17 protein-coding genes are annotated in these 18,808 nt (G+C 61.5%); 2 read left to right on the plus strand and 15 right to left on the minus strand.

Annotation, left to right across the window (positions count from 1 at the left end):
- Positions 1–18 precede the first annotated feature (18 nt).
- A complete protein-coding gene (rfaD, locus tag AXK12_RS08270; RefSeq protein ID WP_068713318.1) occupies positions 19–1,077 on the plus strand; it encodes an ADP-glyceromanno-heptose 6-epimerase in 1,059 nt (352 codons plus the stop codon).
- A 190-nt stretch (positions 1,078–1,267) separates the two neighbouring features.
- Here the strand turns inward: rfaD and AXK12_RS08275 are convergent, their stop codons facing one another.
- The 15 genes from AXK12_RS08275 to AXK12_RS08340 all read right to left on the minus strand — a co-directional run bounded on the left by AXK12_RS08275 (position 1,268) and on the right by AXK12_RS08340 (position 18,037).
- Positions 1,268–1,948, minus strand: a complete 681-nt coding sequence (locus AXK12_RS08275) for a c-type cytochrome (protein WP_068713320.1) — start codon at positions 1,946–1,948, stop codon at positions 1,268–1,270.
- A complete protein-coding gene (locus AXK12_RS08280) occupies positions 1,948–2,586 on the minus strand; it encodes a cbb3-type cytochrome c oxidase subunit II (RefSeq protein ID WP_068713322.1) in 639 nt (212 codons plus the stop codon). The genes AXK12_RS08275 and AXK12_RS08280 overlap by 1 nt, the downstream gene beginning before the upstream one ends.
- On the minus strand, positions 2,583–4,004 hold the full coding sequence (locus AXK12_RS08285; RefSeq protein ID WP_068713324.1) for a cbb3-type cytochrome c oxidase subunit I: 1,422 nt from the start codon (positions 4,002–4,004) through the stop codon (positions 2,583–2,585). Before AXK12_RS08285 ends, AXK12_RS08280 begins: the two co-directional genes overlap by 4 nt.
- A 64-nt stretch (positions 4,005–4,068) precedes the next feature.
- Entirely contained in the window at positions 4,069–4,419 is a 351-nt protein-coding gene (locus AXK12_RS08290; protein WP_068713326.1) for a hypothetical protein, read from the minus strand.
- Entirely contained in the window at positions 4,412–5,737 is a 1,326-nt protein-coding gene (locus AXK12_RS08295; RefSeq protein WP_068713328.1) for a hypothetical protein, read from the minus strand. Before AXK12_RS08295 ends, AXK12_RS08290 begins: the two co-directional genes overlap by 8 nt.
- A complete protein-coding gene (locus AXK12_RS08300) occupies positions 5,734–6,387 on the minus strand; it encodes a c-type cytochrome (protein ID WP_068713330.1) in 654 nt (217 codons plus the stop codon). The genes AXK12_RS08295 and AXK12_RS08300 overlap by 4 nt, the downstream gene beginning before the upstream one ends.
- A 12-nt stretch (positions 6,388–6,399) precedes the next feature.
- Positions 6,400–6,933, minus strand: coding sequence for a DUF3341 domain-containing protein (locus tag AXK12_RS08305; RefSeq protein ID WP_068713332.1), 534 nt, complete (start codon positions 6,931–6,933; stop codon positions 6,400–6,402).
- A 62-nt stretch (positions 6,934–6,995) separates the two neighbouring features.
- Positions 6,996–8,459 carry an NrfD/PsrC family molybdoenzyme membrane anchor subunit gene (gene nrfD, locus AXK12_RS08310; RefSeq protein WP_068713334.1) on the minus strand — a complete coding sequence of 488 codons (1,464 nt, stop codon included), beginning with the start codon at positions 8,457–8,459 and terminating at the stop codon, positions 6,996–6,998.
- Positions 8,459–11,917, minus strand: coding sequence for a TAT-variant-translocated molybdopterin oxidoreductase (locus tag AXK12_RS08315; protein ID WP_068713336.1), 3,459 nt, complete (start codon positions 11,915–11,917; stop codon positions 8,459–8,461). The genes nrfD and AXK12_RS08315 overlap by 1 nt, the downstream gene beginning before the upstream one ends.
- On the minus strand, positions 11,914–12,570 hold the full coding sequence (locus AXK12_RS08320; RefSeq protein WP_068713338.1) for a cytochrome c3 family protein: 657 nt from the start codon (positions 12,568–12,570) through the stop codon (positions 11,914–11,916). The genes AXK12_RS08315 and AXK12_RS08320 overlap by 4 nt, the downstream gene beginning before the upstream one ends.
- Positions 12,571–12,609: 39 nt before the next feature.
- A complete protein-coding gene (locus AXK12_RS09165; protein ID WP_156468940.1) occupies positions 12,610–12,888 on the minus strand; it encodes a hypothetical protein in 279 nt (92 codons plus the stop codon).
- Positions 12,889–13,431: 543 nt separating this feature from the next.
- Positions 13,432–14,163, minus strand: coding sequence for an ABC transporter ATP-binding protein (locus AXK12_RS08325; RefSeq protein WP_082782759.1), 732 nt, complete (start codon positions 14,161–14,163; stop codon positions 13,432–13,434).
- Positions 14,164–14,172: 9 nt separating this feature from the next.
- On the minus strand, positions 14,173–15,417 hold the full coding sequence (locus AXK12_RS08330) for an ABC transporter permease (RefSeq protein WP_068713340.1): 1,245 nt from the start codon (positions 15,415–15,417) through the stop codon (positions 14,173–14,175).
- Positions 15,418–15,479: 62 nt separating this feature from the next.
- The gene (locus tag AXK12_RS08335) at positions 15,480–16,592 is read right to left on the minus strand and encodes an efflux RND transporter periplasmic adaptor subunit (protein ID WP_068713342.1); all 1,113 of its coding nucleotides are present in this window, start codon (positions 16,590–16,592) and stop codon (positions 15,480–15,482) included.
- 68 nt (positions 16,593–16,660) lie between these two features.
- Positions 16,661–18,037 (minus strand): TolC family protein, encoded by a 1,377-nt coding sequence (locus AXK12_RS08340; RefSeq protein WP_269446584.1) that lies wholly within the window; start codon positions 18,035–18,037, stop codon positions 16,661–16,663.
- A gap of 610 nt (positions 18,038–18,647) precedes the next feature.
- Here AXK12_RS08340 and AXK12_RS09555 point away from each other — a divergent pair.
- On the plus strand, positions 18,648–18,808 hold a 161-nt coding region (locus AXK12_RS09555; RefSeq protein ID WP_156468943.1), incomplete at its 3' end, for a helix-turn-helix domain-containing protein.

Consider the following 18,808-nt stretch of genomic DNA (forward strand, 5'->3'; position numbering starts at 1 on the left):
TATCAACCGCCTCAAAAAATGCACACCGCCTCCTTGCCCGCCGCCCGCACCGCTCCCCCGTTCTCAGGCCGGATCCTCGTCACCGGAGGAGCCGGCTTCATCGGCTCCGCGCTCATCTGGGAGCTCAACCAACGAGGCCTCACCAACATCCTCGTAAGCGACATTCTCGGCTCCGACGAGAAATGGCGAAACCTCACTCCGCTGCGCTTTGCCGATTACGTCGAGGCCCCCGCGTTTCGTGCGCAGCTCGCCGAGCACCCCGAGAGCTTCGGGAAGTTCAGCGCGATTTTTCACCTCGGGGCCTGCTCCGCGACCACCGAGCGCGACGCCAGCTACCTAATCGACAACAACTACACCTACACCAAAGAGCTCGCGCGCTGGGCCCTCGCCCACAAAACCCGCTTTGTCTACGCCTCCTCCGCGGCAACCTACGGCGACGGCACGCGAGGCATGGACGACCGCAGCGACGAGCTTCCCGCGCTGCGTCCGCTCAACATGTATGGCTACTCGAAGCACCTCTTCGACCTACACGCCCAACGCGAGGGCTGGCTCCAGAGTATCGTGGGCCTCAAATACTTCAACGTCTTCGGCCCAAACGAAGACCACAAGGCCGACATGCGCTCACTCGTGAACAAAGCCTACCAGCAAATCGAGCAAAGCGGCAGCGTCGGCCTCTTCAAAAGCTACCGCCCCGACTACGCCGACGGCGAACAACAGCGAGACTTCCTCTACGTGAAAGACGCCGTCGCGATGACGCTGTTTTTGGCCGAAGGCCGTTTGGGCGACGCTCCTGTCCCAAATTCCGACCGGCCATCTGGTCTCTTCAACCTCGGCTCCGGCGAAGCCAATACTTGGCTCACACTCACCCGCGCCATCTTCGCGGCACTCGGGCGCGAACCCCAAATCAACTTCATCGACATGCCGGAGTCGCTTCGCGGCAAATACCAATACCACACCCGCGCCGATATCGGAAAACTCCGCGACGCAGGCTACAGCGCCCCCGTCACTCCGCTCGCAGACTCCGTCCGCGACTACGTCCAAAACTACCTCCGCCCCGCCAAAAAACTCGGCGAGTAAAGACGGCGGCGCTGTTCCAGCAAGGGAGCGCGCGGTGACTCTAGCCGGGGCGCTTTACGCGCGACAGGCACAAGCGCGCGCCGAGGCTACAAATCAGAAAGCGCAGCGAAGCCGGAAAGGCTTCGGCTGCACTGCCCGCGAATCCCGCAGCGATTAGGACGCAGGGCGCGACCGCGCCCTGATTTACCGCTTACGGAATCGCCAGCAGTTCGGCTTCGGACCACTCGGCGCGGGCGGGGATTTCGGCGCGGACGGCCGCGACCGTGGCCGTCTCGATCGGCGTAGCGTCGTTGCCCCACTCTTGGCGGATGTAGGTCAGCACGGCAGCGATCCGTTCGTCGCTCCAGTTGTAACCGCTGCCGGGGACTTGGCCGAAGGCAGGCATCGCCGCCGCATTAAAGGTTTCGCCCTTCACGGTTACCGGGCCCTTGAGCCCGTGCATGACGATGCGGATGAGCCGCTCTTCGGAGCCAGTTACCCACTCGGAATCAACGAGCGAGGGATAAACCGTGGGCAAGCCTTGGCCGTTGGGCATGTGGCAGGTCACACAGGCGAGCGCGTATTGACGTTTGCCGAGCGTGATCGGGTCGATTTGCACGACTTGGACTTCGCCACCGGGCAATTTGCGTTCGTCAAAGACTTCCGCGCTAAAGTGCCCCGAGTAGCGGTTCAGATAGGTGCCGCCGTAGAAGATGAGTCCGCTAAAGATAAAGAGTAGCGCAAGCGGCAGGAGCTGATAGCGGGCTCCCACGTCGGGCGCGCCGGCACTGGCGCGGTCATGTACGTGGAGGAGGCTTTCGTCGCTCGCAGCGAGCTGCTCTAAGCGCGGGTCAGCGGCTCTGTCGTTCTGGGGGGAATTATTGGCACTCATTACTGGGCTCCTCCCTCGGCTGCGTCTTCGCCGCCTTCGTAGGGCTGCGCTTCGGCAAAGTCGTAAGTTTGTTTCAGGCTAAAGAGGTAAGCGACGAGGTTCAGCGCACGCTCAGTGGGGACGAGTTCGTAGCCTTCGGGCGCGACGCCGTGCAGGGCCTTGGGCGAGGGCTCGCCTAAGATTTCGCGCACTTCAAAGAGGAAGCGGTGCGGCGGGCGCTCGTCGCTGCCGTTGTAAAGCTCTACGAGCATGTCGGCCTCGGTGAGTTCGCGTGCCTCGGCGCGTGCACCGTAGTTGGCGAGATCGGGCCCGCTGCGTTGATTTCCGAGTAGTGGGCGGGCCTGGTAAAGGTAGTCGCGGGAGACGCTCTGGCGATCGCCCCAGCCGCGCGCTTGGTCGCTGCCGAAGTCGGGGCGCCGCACTTGTTGCGTGTGGCAAGCGATGCAACCGAGGTCTTGGAATACCTGCTGGCCGCGGGTGGCGAGCCCACTTTGGCGCAACGGAAAGGCTTTTTCTTCCATCTCGTCGAAGTGCGGCGCGAGGTCGCCGAGTTGCGCCTGCGTGCCGAGGACGATGCCCGCCCAAGAGAGCGCGAAGACCGCGAAAAGGCCTAAGAAGAAGACGGCACTATTTTTCATGACGCAGTGGCCTCCAAGGCTTGGAGTTGGCGAAATTGGGCGATCGACGCGCCACCACGGCGCGAGAAGCAGAGCAGCCCTGCGAAGTGAACAAGGAACGTAAGGTTACCAAAGAGGAGGACGGCCTGCGCGGCGGCGGCGACTTGGAGCCAAGGCCGCGTGTTGGCGGCGATAGTGCGCAGCGGGATCTCCGCATCCGCGAGGGCGACGCCCTGTTGCCAGCCTGCAAGCGCAAGGACGAGCACGAGCACGGGAATCCCTATGAATGAGGCCAGAAAGTGCGCACGGATAAGCGTGACCGAGGGCCAAACTATACCGAGGAGGCGCGGGGCGAGGGTGTAAATCGCTGCGAAAATGCTCAGCGAAAACGCGCCCAAGAAAAGCTGGGACTGCGCCTGCTCGAAATAAGTGAAGTGCGTAATGACGGACAGGCCGCGCATCGAGAAGACTGCGTCACTCAGGCCCGAGAGCAGATAGGCGGCGAGGCCGCCCGCCGCAAACTTGAGCGCGAGGCTGCCGCCGGGGGCGAAGAGCCCGCGCAAATTGAGCGCCAGAATCAAGTGGTGGAAAAGGAGCATGGACGCCGCTGCAATCGCCGTCGTGGGCAGCCAAGCCGGAACCGGCCCGCCGATGAGGTGCCGCCCGCCCGTCCAACTCGCAAAGAGCAGCAGTGCCCAGAACCCGTAAGGCGCAAAGTCGTAAGCCGGCAGCACTTGGCCCTTAATTTTGGGCAAGAGATAGTAGAGCACAGCGATCGCGATAGGTGCGAGGAAGAGCCCGAGGAAGTTTTGCCCGAACCAAGTCGCGATAATCGGCTGAAGGACACCGCGCACCGGCGCAAAGAGCAGCATCACTTGCGCGACGGAAAAGGCCCACGGGAAAAGGAACAGCGCCGCGACGACATACCATTGGCTAGCAAAGGTCGGGCGTTCGCGGCGACCCGTCCACGCGAGGACGCCCGGCGCAGCCATGGCGGCAAAGGCGGCGAGCATGAGCGGCTGGATGTAGTCGGGAAGCTGGAAAAGCGCGAAGGAGGTCATGTGCCCGGCAGCGATGCCGCCAAGGCCGAGCGTCAGCCCGAGATTCCAAAACAGCGCGCCAACCGCCACCCAGTTTGCCGCGCGGAGCGGCGCACCGCCCAGACGCACGAGCAGCCAAAGCCCAACGGCAAGCGCGGCGTTGACCGCCCAGCCGTAGAGGAAGGCGCTTTCCTGAATCGCTTGCAGGCGGCCATAGATGAACCATTCGCAATCGGCGAGGAGGCGCGGTTCGAGGACTTGGAGCGTGTTGAGCAGAGCCGTGAAACCGCTAAAAACCAGCCAGCCAAGACTCGCCAAAATCAGAAAGGCGAGCGGCCAGCGGGCGGAGCGATCGAGGTCGCTCACTTCAGCGAGTGCCGGACTGGAAGAGGTGGTCATTGGTGGAGTTGGAAAACAAAGAGAGATGCGCCGTCCTCATAAGGGGTCGCGAAAAGACAAGAACCTACGGCTGTTGTGACTTGGCCGAGTGACGTTGGGCGATGAGCTCCATCGCGCGCTCGATGGGGATTTGGAGCTGGCCAGCCGATTGGTCGAGCCACGCGTAAGCGTGGGCGGCGGCGGCTTCGTTGGCGCGGATCTCGGCGAGTTTTTCCAAACGCTCAGCGGGCGTGCGAATCCCATCTTGGTCAAAGGGCCCGCGCTCGGTGCCTTGTTTTTTGGGCAAGTAAGCGAGCGAAACCAGCAGGAGGAAAAGCGCGAAGCAGCCGAGCACGGCGAGCAGCGACGCACAGTCGCAGCGGCAGGCCTTTTTTTGCGCGGGAGCAAAAGGGGTATGGGACGTGGCGTTACTCATGGTGTGTGAGGCACTCGGTGATACGCGGGTCGCGAATCGGGATGAGTTTGGCGGAGGGAAAGCTGCGCAGGTAGGCCCACGCACAGACACCGCCCACGCCGATGACGGCAGTCACGACCCACAAGAGCGTCATCGAAAGGAAGGGCTCGGGGTCGCCATGTGCATCTTTGAGCGCGGGCAAAATGTTGTAGCACAGGTCGACGAGGATGATCGCCAAAATCCAGTAGGCGATCCGACGGATGATGTGCGGCGTGACCTTGAAGCGGTAGGAGAGCAGCGCGAGGAAGGGCCCGAAAAAGTGACCGAAGAGGAGCAGCATGCCGACCCATTTCCACTGGTTGGGCTGGCCGTCGCTGTTGTTAATTTCGCGCAAGTTATACCAGAAGGTTTCCTCGGGGACGTTGGCGTTCCAAATCAAGAAGTATTGGGAGAAGGTCACGTAGGCCCAGAAGACAGTGAAGGCCAACATGAGCTGCCCAATGCTGTGCAGGTGGTTCTTGTTTAAAATGCCTTGGTAGTCCCCGCGCGCGGAAAGCCACAGCGTAATGACGATGCCGATAGAGAGGGCCCCGCGTGCGCAATTGGCAAAAAACCACACGCCATACATCGTCGAGAACCAGTGATACTCGAGGCTCTTCATCCAATAAATGGCGGCTCCGGTGAGCGAGAGCGCGACGAGCGGAATCCCGAAGGCGGCGGTCGTGCGGTTCATGGTCGTCCACCCCACATTACCGTCGCTGTCTTGGGTAAAGGACGCTTTGCGCAGCCGCGCCGAGAGCCACATCCAGATGAGGAAGAAGCCCACACTCATCGCGGTGAGCATGGTGGTGTTGAGGAAGCCGGCCTTCTTGATGTAGAGGACATCGTCACCGACTGTGCCGTGGCCGCCATGAAGCGGCGACGCGAGATTCGTCCAATCCCAGATAAACCCGGGCTGCATCCAAGTGATGATGAGTAGCGGCGCAAAGAGCAGCCCAAGCCACTTAAAGCTCGCCAGCCCGTGCTCGAATTGGCGGCGCAGCACGACCGACCACGACGCGTCAAAAATATGGTGGATGAGGACGAGCAGCAGCATCCCGATGGCGATGGCCGTCCAAAACGACACGCCGACGAGCCAGGCGAGCACGACCGTTTTAGGCGGCGAGACGAAGAGCCCGAGTGCGGTCGCCGCGATGCCGATGAGCCCGACACCGAGAAACTTGGCGGCCAGGGCTTTCGTTGACGCGGGGCTTGCCGAAACGGGCGCAGCCGCCGCGCTCACCGCATTTGCGGCGAGGGCCACGGAGGCAGTGGCAGTAGTTACGTTGGGACTACTCATTTGATACCGAGCGAAGGTTTGTGGGCAGCGGGCACGTCGGCCGGGCTGGCGTGTTGGGCGAGTTGCAGGGCGCGCACGTAGGCGATGACCGCCCAGCTCTCCTCTATCGTGAGCTTATCGGCGTAGGAGAGCATGTTGCCCTTACCGTGGAGAATCGTGTTGAGGATCTCGCCTTCGGCGATCTCACGCAGCCGCTCGTCGTGATAGGTGGGCGTCGCGCCCATGCCGTAGGACTTGGTAATGCCGTTGCCGTCACCGAGCGCACCGTGGCACGGCGCGCAGTAAATCGAGTAACGCTCACGGCCTTGCTCCAAAAACTGGCGGTTGACCTCGATCGACTCGGGGAAGCCGCGCGCAAAGCTGCCGTCCGCGAGCTTGCCGCTAAGCAAGTGCGAGTCGCTTTGCAGCGGGCGACCGAGCGGGCCGTAGTTGGCGGCGACGACTCCCGCAGGGAGCGGACGGTCCGCGCGACCATCGGCAAAGAGCTTGCTGCTCGCCTGCGGCTTATACTTCGACTGCCGCTTCATCCCGGGAAACGCCCACTCGGGGAAGACGTCCATCGGCGGCGCAGTAAAGACCGTCCCCCGCAATCCGAGGACGGAGACGAGGAGGACGACGGCGAGCGCGGTGACTAGGTAAACGTTGCGCATGGTAGGTCGCGGTTAAGCCTCCAACTCCTTGATCCCCGTGCCGCCGATGTTCTCGAGTAAGGCGCGGGTGTGAATAGCATCGAAGCGCGGGTCGCCCGCTTCGATAACGATGAGAAATTTGTCGTCGAGCCCGCGCAGAATCACGTCGTCCTTGAGGACAGGGTGATAGTGGCGCGGCAGCCCGTTTAAGACGAACATCCCGATGATCGTCGCAAACGCGGTGAACAAAATCGTGAGTTCGTAACTGACCGGAAACGCAAACATCGGGCTAAAGAGCGGCTTGCCGCCGACAATCAGCGGGTAGTTTACCGCGCCGCTCCAATAGATGAGCGACATGCCGGTGGTGAAGCCGAGTAGGCCACCGCAAAGCGAGATGCGTGGCACGCGCGAGCGGCCAAGGCCCATCGCGCCGTCGAGCCCGTGCACGGGGCAAGGCGTGATGCAGTCCCAGTTTTTGTAACCGGCATCGCGCACCTGCTCCGCTGCATGGTAGAGCCCCGCAGCAGTGTCGAAGGTCGCAATCAAGCCGTATGGTTGTTCAGACATGTCGGACGTGTGAAAAGGTAGCGCGTTAGATTGTGTGCGTGTGAAGAGTCGGTGCTGCGCAATTAGTGTTTCGCGTGTGCAGCGTGGCCGTGGTCGTCGTGGCCTGCGTGCGGATCGGCCTGCGGCATGACCATCTTAATTTCCGCCATCGGCATGACCGGGAGGAAGCGCATGAAGAGCAGGAAGAGCACGCCGAAGACGCCAAAGGTGCCAAAGAAGGTGAAGATCTCGACAATCGAGGGGCTGTAGTAGCCCCACGACGACGGCAGGAAGTCGCGCGCCAGAGAAGTCACGATGATGACGAAGCGCTCGAACCACATGCCCACGTTAACGAAGAGCGAGAGCACCCACACGAAGGTCGTGTTGTTACGCACCGCCTTAAACCAGAAGAACTGCGGCGTGATGACGTTACACCCGATCATCCACCAGTAGGCCCACGCGTAGTGACCGAAGGCACGGTTGATGAAGGCAAAGCCCTCGTTGGGGTTCGCCCCATACCAGGCGATGAAGAACTCCATCCCGTAGGCGTAGCCGACGATGGTGCCCGTCGCCAAAACGATCTTACACATGCAGTCGATGTGATACTGCGTGATGAGATCTTGCATGCCGTAGACGGCACGCACCGGCAGCATCAGCGTTAAGACCATCCCGAAGCCCGAGAAAATGGCGCCCGCAACGAAGTAAGGCGGGAAAATCGTCGTGTGCCAGCCGGGTAAGAGCGACACCGCAAAGTCGAACGACACGATGGTGTGCACCGAGAGCACGAGCGGCGTGGAGATACCGGCCAGGATCAAGTAGGCCATCTCGTAGTTGCTCCAGTGGCGGTTCGAGCCGCGCCAGCCCATTGCGAAGAAACCGTAAAGCGAGGCGCGCAGCTTGTTACCGGCGGCGAAAAAACGGTCGCGCAAAATCGCGAGGTCAGGGATGAGCCCGACATACCAGAAGAGCACCGAAACCGTGCCATAGGTCGAGACGGCGAACACGTCCCACTCCAGCGGCGAGCGGTAGTTTTGCCAGATGTCGTTGTAGTTGGGCAGCGGGAACAGGAACCACGCAAACCACACCCGACCGACGTGAAAGACCGGAAAAATCGCCGCGCAGACGACCGCGAAAATCGTCATCGCCTCCGCCGCACGGTTAATGGACGTGCGCCACTTTTGGCGCAGCAGACACAAAATGGCCGAAATCAGCGTGCCCGCGTGGCCGATACCAATCCAGAAAACGAAGTTAACGATATCCCAGGCCCAGTTGACGGGGTTGGCGTGTCCCCAAACACCGACGCCGGTCGCGACGAGGTAAGTAATACCGGCGACCGTGAAGGATGCGACACAGCAGGAGACGATGAACAGCAGCCACCACCAGCGCGGCGTTTTGCCTTCGATAATTCCGCAAATCTTATCCGTCACCCAGCCCATGCTGCGCTCGCTCTCGACGAGTGTGGCGCGGGGCAAGTGCGCAGGCGCGACCTCATCGAGAATCGCGTTGCGCGGCGCGGTGGCGGCGGCCTGTGCGTGTGCGGCGGCCATTAGGCGAGCCCTCCCATTAGCGAAGTGCGCAGGGCGGCGGACGCCGCCGAGCCTTCGCTGGTTTGCGTCGTCCCCAGCGTCGTGTGCGCGTGTGCGCCGTGGTCGTCGTGTCCGTGACCGTGGGCGCCCTCAGGATGCGGCGGGTGGTTTTTCTTTTCGTATTCGGTGCGGCTAAAGGGCATCGCAGCGTAGTCGGGCATCGCAGGGTTCGGATTGCGAAGCTTGCCGAGGTAAGTGGTGCGGGGACGGATGTTGAGGTAGCCGAGCAGCGCGTAGTCTTGCTCGCGGGCCTTGGCCTTCGAGACCGCGCTATTCGGGTCTTTGAGGTTGCCAAAGGCGACGCCATCGACCGGGCAAACCTCTTGGCAAGCGACCTTGATTTCACCGTCGGGGATCTCGACTGCGCCAGACGCACCGGCCTTCACCTTTTGGCGAATCTTGGCCTGCTGGATGCGTTGCACACAGTAGGTGCACTTTTCCATGACGCCGCGCATGCGCACGCTCACGTCGGGGTTTTGCACCATCTTGACCAGCTCGGGCATGCCGGACTTGCCGAGCGGCCCGAGGTAAACTTCGTCGATTGCGCGGTCGTTCCAGTCGAAGAAGTTGAAGCGGCGCACTTTATACGGGCAGTTGTTGGCGCAGTAGCGCGTGCCGATGCAGCGGTTGTAGGCCATCGTGTTGAGGCCTTCTTCGTCGTGCACGGTGGCGTTTACGGGGCAGACGATTTCGCAAGGGGCCATCTCGCACTGCATGCACGAGATCGGTTGGAGCGAGACTTGCGGGTCTTCGGGAATCTCTTTGTTGCCGGGCCCACCAAAGGCAGCGGCCTCAATGTTGCCGTCCGAGTAATAGCGATCGAGCCGCACCCAGTGCATCTCACGTCCGCGTAAGACTTGGTCTTTGCCGACGATGGGGATGTTATTCTCGGCCTGACAGGCGATGATGCAGGCGTTGCAGCCGATGCAGGTGTTCAGGTCGATCGACATGCCCCACTGGTGCGTGCCGGTGAAGTCAGGATGCTCGTAAAGCGACTGGCCGCGCGGCGTATTGACCGCAAACAAGGCCTGGCGGGCGGCGCGCTCTTCAGGCGGGAGCGCAGCGAGCTCTGCGGCACTGTTGCCCTCGCCGAGATTGGCGGGAGCGTGCGACTCGATGCCAAACTTGTTTACGAAGCCGAGGTCAGTCGTGCCATCTTCCTTAAAATTCTCCTCGCGGACGATTTCGCGGCCTTCCATCGACCAGTGCTCCTGCGTGTTGGCGAGCGCGTAAACATCCTTGGTCACGCGCAGCGTCGCGCCGGTTGCGAAGCCGAGCCCGCTCGTCGTGCGCAGCGGATAGAAGTCGTGGCCAACGCCCTTCCCCACCCGACCGGAAACGCGGCGGCCATAGCCGAGCGGCAGGACGATCGTATAGTTGGAAAGGCCGGGCTGGATGTGGAGCGGGCCGCGCACGGTCACGCCGTTGAGCGTCACCTCGCCGATGAAGGCCTGCTCTTTGCCTTGCTTGAAATTGGCGACTTCCTTGCGGGCGACTTGCAGGAGCGAGCCTTGCGGGTCGATGCCGAGGTGCTTGCCTAGGCGCGGGCTAACGAGAATCGCGTTGTCCCAGGCCAATTTGGTAATCGGGTCGGGGCATTCTTGGAGCCAGCCGTTGTTCGCGTAGCGTCCGTCATCGACCTTGGCGTCGAAGGTGAAGCGCACTTCGAGGTTGTCGGGCGAAAGCTCCGGCGGAGCGGACACCAGCGCAAAAAACGGCGCGAGTCCGGCAGCGTTGAAGCGCACTTCAGTCTTCCGATAAGCCGAGTCGGCCAAGAAACCGTCGTGCAGAAATTGTTTAAATAGCTGCTGCGCGGTCGCTTCGTTTCGCGTGCCAGCGAGTTCGCTGATCGTTTTATAAACGAGCGTATAGGGGTCGCTCTCCGGCTCGCCGAGGATGCGTGCGATCAGTTCGATCTCCGTTAGCCCATTAAAGAGCGGGAGAATCATCGGTTGCACCGGAACGATGGTGCCGTCGCTCGTGCGCGCGTCGCCCCAGGACTCTAGGTAGTGCGCCGCGTGAATGTGCGTGCGGGCAAGCTGCGAGGTCTCGTCCACATAGTAGCCATAACGGATAACGTTGGGCACGCGGCCCAGTTTTTCCGCAAAGCCCAAGTCCGCAGGCGCATCGTAAGCCGGGTTGCCGCCGAGGATGAGCAGCGTTTCGACCGAGCCTGCGTCGATTGCCTTGGTGAGCGCAGTGATGCTCGCGGCAACCGGCTCATCCTCGGGTAGCTCGACGAAATCAAGCGTCTTGCCGATATTTCCGAGCGCGTAGTTGAGCGCGTAAACGATAGCGTGGACAGGCGGCGGCAGGTGCGCCCCGGCGACGACGAGGCACTCGCCTTTGTGCGCGAGCAGGTCGGCGGCGCAGGCATCGAGCCACGCTTCACGGTCTTTAAAGTCGAGCCCTTGGGCGAGCGGCGCGAAGTCGCTCGTGCCCGTGACCTTGCCCGCGAGCGCAGCGGCAAAGGCGAGCATGTGGCTGCTCGCCAAGCGCAGCCGGTGATCGGCCATCGCGCCGACGAGGGAGAAGGCACTCTCCACCGAGTAGAGCCGGTTCATCGGGTCGTCTCTTTTGACGACTTTGCGGCCCTTACTGAATTCGCGGGTGTAGTAGAGCGAGTGCGCCTCGGAGTGGAAAAAGTCCGCGTCAATCGAGAGGATGCGGCGCGCTTTTCCGAACTGGTAAATCGGCTTCACGTCGCGGCCAAAGGCAGCGCGCGCGGCACTCACCGGCACTTCGTCCTGCACCGGCTCGTACTCCGCCCAAATCGCTTTGGGGAATTTCTTGCGCAGCCTTTTAACGAGAGCCGCGCGGGTCGGCGAACTGGAGTGCCCGGCGAGGATAGCGAGCCCTGCGCCGTCGCTGCCCGTAGCATCCACGTAGATGCCCGCCAACAGGTCGTTAATCGCCGCTTGCGACACTGCCGCGCCATCGACGGTCGAAGTCGTCGAGCGGTCGGGGTCGTAAAGGTCTAACACGCTGGCTTGGACGAAGGCATTGTTGCCGCCTTTGTAAGCCGCATAGCCCGGGTTGCCCTCGATTTTTGTCGGGCGGCCTTGGTGCGTCTCGGCGAGGATAGGCACCGCGCCTTTGCGCACGGGCATCGCCGACGCGAAGTAAAGCGGCAGGCCGGGAATGACGCCCTCAACGGATTTTCCGTAAGGGAGGATGTGCGCCTCTGGGCGGCGGCAGCCCGCGAGTCCCACGCCCCCGAGGGCGAAGGACGCGGCCATGATCTTCATGAAACCGCGGCGGTCTACCCCTTCGAGGCTGGACGCGCCTTCGGGAAATTCGCGCTCAAGCTGCGCTTTAAAGCCGGGCGTAGAGGCAAGCTCGTCGAGGCTGCGCCAGTAACGCGGGCCATTGGCGAGCTCCTGCTCAGAGGGGGCGGGATGTTGAACTATGCGCTTCATCGATGGCAGCCAGAGCAGCTTTGCGGGGGCTTGACGTTCCAGTCGTGGACAAACTTTGCACCGTCACGCAGTTGACCGGCCTTGCCTTCGGGATGCTCCCACGCGAGGTCAGTGACCTTGTCGAGCGGACGCACGGCGGCTTCGGGGTTGCGGTGACAGTCGAGGCAGAAGCTCATGCTCAGCGACTTGGCGTGGGTGACCGTGTCCATCTGGTCGACGCGACCGTGGCACTCCACACAGCTCACCCCGCGAGTAATGTGTGCGGAGTGGTTAAAGTAAACGTAGTCGGGCACTTGGTGCACCTTTACCCAGGGCACCGGATCGCCGGTCTCGTAGCTCTCGCGGACCACCGCGAGCAGCGGGCTATCCAGCTTGACCTGGTTATGACAGTTCATGCAGGTCTGCGCAGTCGGAATAGTCGAGGCCGGGCCTTTATCGACGCCGACATGGCAATAGCGGCAATCAAGGCCGAGCTGGCCCGCGTGAAGCGCATGGCTAAAGGGGACAGGCTGCGTGGGTGCGTAGCCGATCCGCGTATAGCTCGGCGTCATGTAGTAACTCACGCCCGCCGTGGCGATGCCACCGAGCACGAACAGATAAATGACGATCTGTAACGGGAGCTTGTTGGCCGATTTAGGAAAAAGCTTGGACATGGGCGTGGGTTCGAGCGCGCGTGCTTGGGTAGGAGGAGCTTAGTTCCTAAAAGAAGATGCGGTGGCAGCGGGGGATGATGAGGCCGCAGTCGAAATATCGCCGTGGGCCACCGCACGCGGCTCCACGCGCACTTGCGGCAGGGCTTGGTTGCGAGCAGTGGCGCTGCGCTGGACGCCGCCAGACCGCAACGAGGACACACGCGCTTGGGCAGCAGCAGGAGACGCGGAAAACGCGCGCAGTTTGGGCGCAATCCCAACTAGGGCGAGCAGCCCTAGGCCCTTAGCAACAAAGTGTTTTCGCGATAAGTCGTGGCTCACAGGTCGTGTGGTTCAAACAAAGGAAGCCGCGAGGCAACCCACCGATTTTTCAAAGTAAACCCAAAATTCTACTACGTATACCAAGCCGTGCTAATCATTAGCATTAGCTAATAGTTCGCATAGGGCTGCTAATCGGCGGCCCGTGCCCGCTCGCCTAGCGCTGGATGATCCTTTTCCACTACGCGTGGAGCGGCGGTCAGTGACCGCTTCCATTTAATTTGGGATTCCGCATCGCGCTATCGCGCGAAAGCGAAATCCCAAATTTGAAAGCACTCTCCCCTGTCGCGTTGCGACAGGGCGGGGAAAGTAGAGTGATAACCCGTTTGGGCGAGGAGGGAAAAATCACCAGTAAACTTCCGTCCCAAAGTTTGGGGGCCTTTTCAGATTTTGGTTTCGTTTCTGCGCAACGCGCAGAGGCGAAACCAAAATCTAAATGGGTGCAGCGACACGCTGCCGCCCCACGCGTAGTGGAGCTCTTTAAGCGCTGACACTGACGGGCCGCCAACGAGCGGCCCGCAAAATAAAACAGCCTGCGGCGGTTTCCTAGACAAACAGGCCGTCGCGCATTGGGCGCACGGTGTCACACGCGTCGGCGATCTCGGGGTTGTGCGTCACGAGGATCACTGCTTGGCCGTTGTCCTTTGCTAGGCGCGTAAGCAGGTCGAAAATCATTGCGGAGTTTTTTACGTCGAGGTTTCCGGTCGGCTCGTCGGCCAGGATGATTGACGGCTGGTTGGCCAGTGCGCGGGCGATTGCCACGCGTTGCTGCTCGCCGCCGGAGAGCTGCGTGCCGAGTCGGTGCGCTTTTTGCCGCAGGCCCACTTCGCCCAAAAGCTCGAGCGCACGCGCCTCCATCTCGGGCGCGGTGAGGCGGCCCAGCTTTCGCATGGGCATCATCACATTATCGAGCGCACTAAACTCGGGCATCAGAAAGTGAAACTGGAAGACGAAGCCGATGTGTTCGCAGCGGGCCGCGGTGCGTGCCGCATCACTGCTCTGCGACATGGCTTGGCCATTAATGACGATGTCGCCCGCGTCTTGCCGGTCTAGGAGGCCGAGCAGGTAAAGCAGCGTGCTTTTCCCGCAGCCGCTGGGGCCGACGATTGCGTAAACTTGGCCACGTCGCGCCTCGAAGGACACGCCTTTGAGGACGTGCACACGGCCTTCGCCTTGGCCCAAATAGCGGTGCAGCCCGCTACAATGTAGCGCGAGCTGGTCGTTGCGGGAAGTGCCCGCAATAGCGGAAACCGGAGAGGCGTGAGGCGGCAGCGTCATAAGTTTCGGTTATTGAGCGGTGCCGCGAATGACGTCGCCGGGTTCGAGTCGGGCGGCGCGGCGGGCGGGGATAAGGCTGGCGATCATGACCATCGTTATGGCGGTCGCGCTGGCGCTGACGTAGTGCCACTTGTTCCACGAGACGACGAAGGTCTCGGTTTTAAAAATTCCGGAAATCGAGAGCGGGATTTTTGAGACGGCGTAGGTCACGCCCGCGCCAAAGCCCATCCCGAGCAGACAGCCGATCGCGAGGACGATGCCTGCCTGCCAGAGGAAGATCTGGGAGATGTCTTCTCGGGTATAGCCCATCGAGCGCAGAATCGCGATTTCCTTGGTCTTCTCCATAACGAGCATGGCCAGCGTGTTAAACATCGCGAGGCCGGCGATGAGCGTGAAGACCGAGACCGTGATGGCCGACGAGTAGCTGAGCGCAGCGAAGGCTTGGAGCCAGGAGCGTTCGCGCTCTTGCCACGATTTTGCACTGTGGCCGAGCACTTCGCGCATGTGGTCGGCCTCTGCGGGGGCGCGATCTTTGTCGGCGAGGTTGACTTGCAGGTAGGAGGCGCCGGTCGGGCGCGAGAGCAGCGAGCGAGCCTCGCTCAAATTGAGGTACAGGGTCACGCGGTCGATGTCGCTGACGCCGGTCTCGTAGAGCGCGGCGACGCGGTAGCGGCGGCTTTGCCCGCCGGTCTCCAGCACAAAGGAATCGCCGAGGTCGAGCTGGAGCCGTTGCGCCATTTCGAGGCCGAGAATCGCCCCGCTGGGGCTCGCGCGAAACTCGTTGAGCTCGCCGCGCACGATTTGGTTACCGAGCTCGGAGACGCGCATGTGGTCTTCGAGATTTATCCCGTAAACCTTAACCACCGCGTCTTGGAATGAGCTCTTGATTGTAAGGTTTCCGGTGACGACTTCGGAGACGGCCAGCACGCTAGGGAACTGCGCGAGCGCTTCTATGAGGAGTTTGGGTTCGCGAATGCCTTGGATGTATTTGCGGCCTTCTTTTTGCTGAAGCTCGAAGCCGGAACCGCCCCCGCCCGCACTCATGCTGCGTATCGTGTCCTGTATCTGGTCTTCAATGACAATCGCGCCGCGCGTGCCGAGGATGGTGCGGATAAAAAACTCCTCAAAACCCTTGGTCGTCGCCTGCGTGACGACAAACAGGCCCACGCCGAGCACGATGCACGACAGGCTCATCAACATGGCACGCTTCTTCGCGGTCAGGAAGCGGTAGGCGATGCGCAGATTCGGCGACATGGGGCGAAAAACGGCGGAGCGATGAGCGGCGGGAACGCGGTGTGGGTTATCGGAAATCGAGACTAATTACCCTCTGTCCCCGGAAGCACGGGGCGCACGCGCTGACCTTCGCGGAATTGGTCGAGGGCTTCGACGATGACTTGATCGCCCGCTTCGAGCCCTTTGGTGATTTCGACCGTGGTGAGGCTCACGTAGCCGACTGTGACCGGGCGCAGCTCGACGCGACCTTCGCGCACGACGTAAACCGCGCTGCCAAAGAGCGCGCGGCGCGGGATGAGCGCCTTGGCGTCGCGCTCGCCAACGACGATTATCACCTCACCAGTGATTCCTGGGACGAGCCGATCGGCGGGGATGTCCACCTCTAGCTCGACGATGTAGCGTTGGGTAGTCGGATCGGCAGTCGGGAGGATTTTGCTCACCGTGCCGTCGTAAAGCGTGGTGCCGTAAGGCAGGAAGCGCGCGGAAACTTTTTGGCCGACGCGGATGTCGGCAAAGTCCTCTTCGCTGATCTTCGCCTCCACGGTGCGGCTGGTGGAAATGAGCGAGGCGATGGACGCGCCGCCGCCGATGAGATCGCCCGCGCGGGCGTAGACCTGGCTCACGACGCCGTCGAAAGGCGCGCGCAGCGTCATCTTCTCTAGCTGGCGTTGTTTTTGGCGAAGCGTGTTTTCGTAAGTGGCGAGCGTTTGCTCGTTGTTAACTTTTTCGAGCGCGGCGCGCTGCTCGACTTGGGCGTGCTCACGGCGGCGCTTGGTGAGCTCGGCATCGGCGTAACGCCCCGCGCGGTTGAGCCGCTCAAACTCGGCGAGGTTTTCGGCAGAGGTGGCGAGTTGGAGCTCGACTGCGGAGCCGACGGCGAGGCGGCGCTTGGCCGTTTCGTACTCGTTTTCTATCCGCTCAATTTCGAGGCGCAGGTCGCCCGTATCGAGTTCGCAGAGGACATCGCCCTCGCTCACGTGCTGGCCCTTGTCGATAAAACTGCGCAGGACGCGACCGCCGAGGTCGCTGCGAAGCTGCATCTCATACTCGGCTTGGACGGTGATGCTCCCCGGCACGGCCTTGACCGCCCTACCCGCTCGCGCCTCGGCAACATAAGCCGAGGGACGCGAAAAGTAGAGGTAAGCGAAAACTACGAGGAGCGCGGCAAACGCAGCGATTAAGGTCTTTTTGCCCATGTGTATAGCGGGTGACAGGGAGGCGTTTTAAAGGCAGTCGCCGCAGAGCGGCAAGACGGGCGGAGGGGTTAAGGCTTGGGGAGATGCTCCAGCAGCGGATCGCGGTCGAGCTTGGTGAGGAGCTCGACTTGAGCCATTAGGTAGTTGAGGCGGGCGTTGTTGGCGGAAGTGCGGGCCGAGTAATAGCCCGATTGGGCTTGGTCGAGCACCTCGCGCGAGATGCGGCCCGCCGCGAAGTCGTCTTCTCGGATTTGCAGATAATCTCGGCTGCTGCTAAGGAGCCGATCATTGAGCTGCATCTCTCGTTGGGCGAGCTCGAGTGCGCGAGTGGCCGCGCGGGCTTGTTGGCGAGCGGCAGACTGGGCTTGCGTGTAGCGGGCTTCGGCACTGCGCAGCCGGGCGAGCGAACTGCGGACCGCGCCGCGATTTGCCCAGCCGTCGAAAATCGCCCAGTTCACCTGAATGCCCGCGTAGCGCGAGGTCACACCATAACGTTGGCCGCTATTTATCGTGTAGCTCTGCTCGTCTTGGCTCACCCCGAGGGTGAAATTGAACTTCGGGCGCAGTCGCGTTTTTTGGTTTTTGTAAGTCAGCCGAGCAATCTCGGTTTCTTCCTCAAGCCTTTCTAAGGTGGGTGTCGAGGGCTTCGGCTCCGCCAGAAACTCGGCAAAGAGTAAGCCAGTGGCCTCGGCCTGCGCTTGGATTTCAGGTAGCTCTTCGGGAAGCTCGACCTCCGTCGGAGCCGCCGCCCCCGTGAGCAGCTCGAACTGCTCACTGGCCGCGATAAAGGCCGCTTCCGCCGAAGCTTCGCTGAGCTCGGCCCGCTCAAGTGCAATCCGTGGGCCAAAGAGCTCAGCTCCGGTAATGAGCCCTGCCTTAACGCGCTCTTCGGCAGCACGCAAAGCCGCAGCGGCCTGCTCCCGCCCAAAGCGTGCCCCGACGAGTTGGGATTTTAGCGAGATGAGCCTCAGGTAGCCTTGCCGGATTTCACGGGCGAGCAGCCGGTAGCCTTCTTCGTAATCACGCTCGGCGAGCGAGGCGCGGATCGCGCCGATGCGGGCGTTGTTACGTTTTTCTCCCCAATGGAAAAGAGGCTGGGAAAGCCCAATGTCGTAGTAGATCTTTGTCGCGTTAACGGTTCCCGGCCGGTCTCTTCGGATGTCGCTCGTGAGCAGGCCTCGAGAAAAACCGTTCAAGGTCGGGTAGAGCCCTGCGCGCGCTTGGGTAAGCGCGCCGTCGGCGACGTCGAGCTCGAGTCGCGCCAAAAGCATACGTGGAGACTCGCGGAGCGCATCATCCAAAACCGACCGCAACTGAGGGAAGTAGTCCTCGGGAAGCTGTGGTCGGTCAAAAGTCCTCCCTTCAGCCCCCTGCAACGACTGCAAAAGCCCAACAGAGCAAACGAGTAGCGCGGGGAGAAGTCGGTATGCAGAGCGTAATCTCACAGAGGGAAAAAAAGCGAAAAGGGCCAAGGGGAAGAGCGCATAGAGTCGATTGCAACCGTTATCTAAGTAAACGAAACGCAGACCGCTACTCCTTGCTACGTATCAGCTTAGAACAGGTTCGCAGCGGCGAGCGTGCGCAGCACACGTGAGTGGCGAGCCGCGAGCCAGATGCCGCGCGGTCAGTGCCCGCCCTCTCTAAGCTTCCACTGCGCGTGGGGCGCAGCCGCAGGCTGTTTTATTTGGCGGCGGGCTCGTTGGCCCGCCGTCCATCGCTGCACCCATTCAATTTTGGATTTCGCATCGCGCTATCGCGCGAAAGCGAAATCCAAAATTTGAAAGCACTTTCCCCTGTCGCGCTGCGACAGGGAGGGAAAAGTAGAGTGATAACCCGTTTGGGCGAGGTGGGAAAAATCACCAGTAAACTCCCGCCTCCAAACAATGGGGTCCTTTTCACAGAGCCGCTTGGCTGCTGTGCGAATGCACGGCAACCAAGCGGCTCTGTAAATGGGTGCCGCCCCACGCGTAGTGGGAAAAAGGCGCGCTACGCGCTCAAAACGAAATATTTATCTATTATGGACAAATTAGATAGGTATAGCCCATAATAGCGAACATGCCACGTAAACCGCCCACCGTCTTCCCTCAAGAGCAGCGGCTCCTGTCCTCACTGGGAGAGCGGCTCCGTCTTGCCCGCAAGCGACGCAGGCTAAGCAATGCCGCCGTAGCGCAACGAGCAGGAATTTCACGGACCACCTTGTACAAGGTTGAGGCGGG

The organism is Cephaloticoccus capnophilus, assembly GCF_001580045.1.
GTDB lineage: Bacteria > Verrucomicrobiota > Verrucomicrobiia > Opitutales > Opitutaceae > Cephaloticoccus > Cephaloticoccus capnophilus.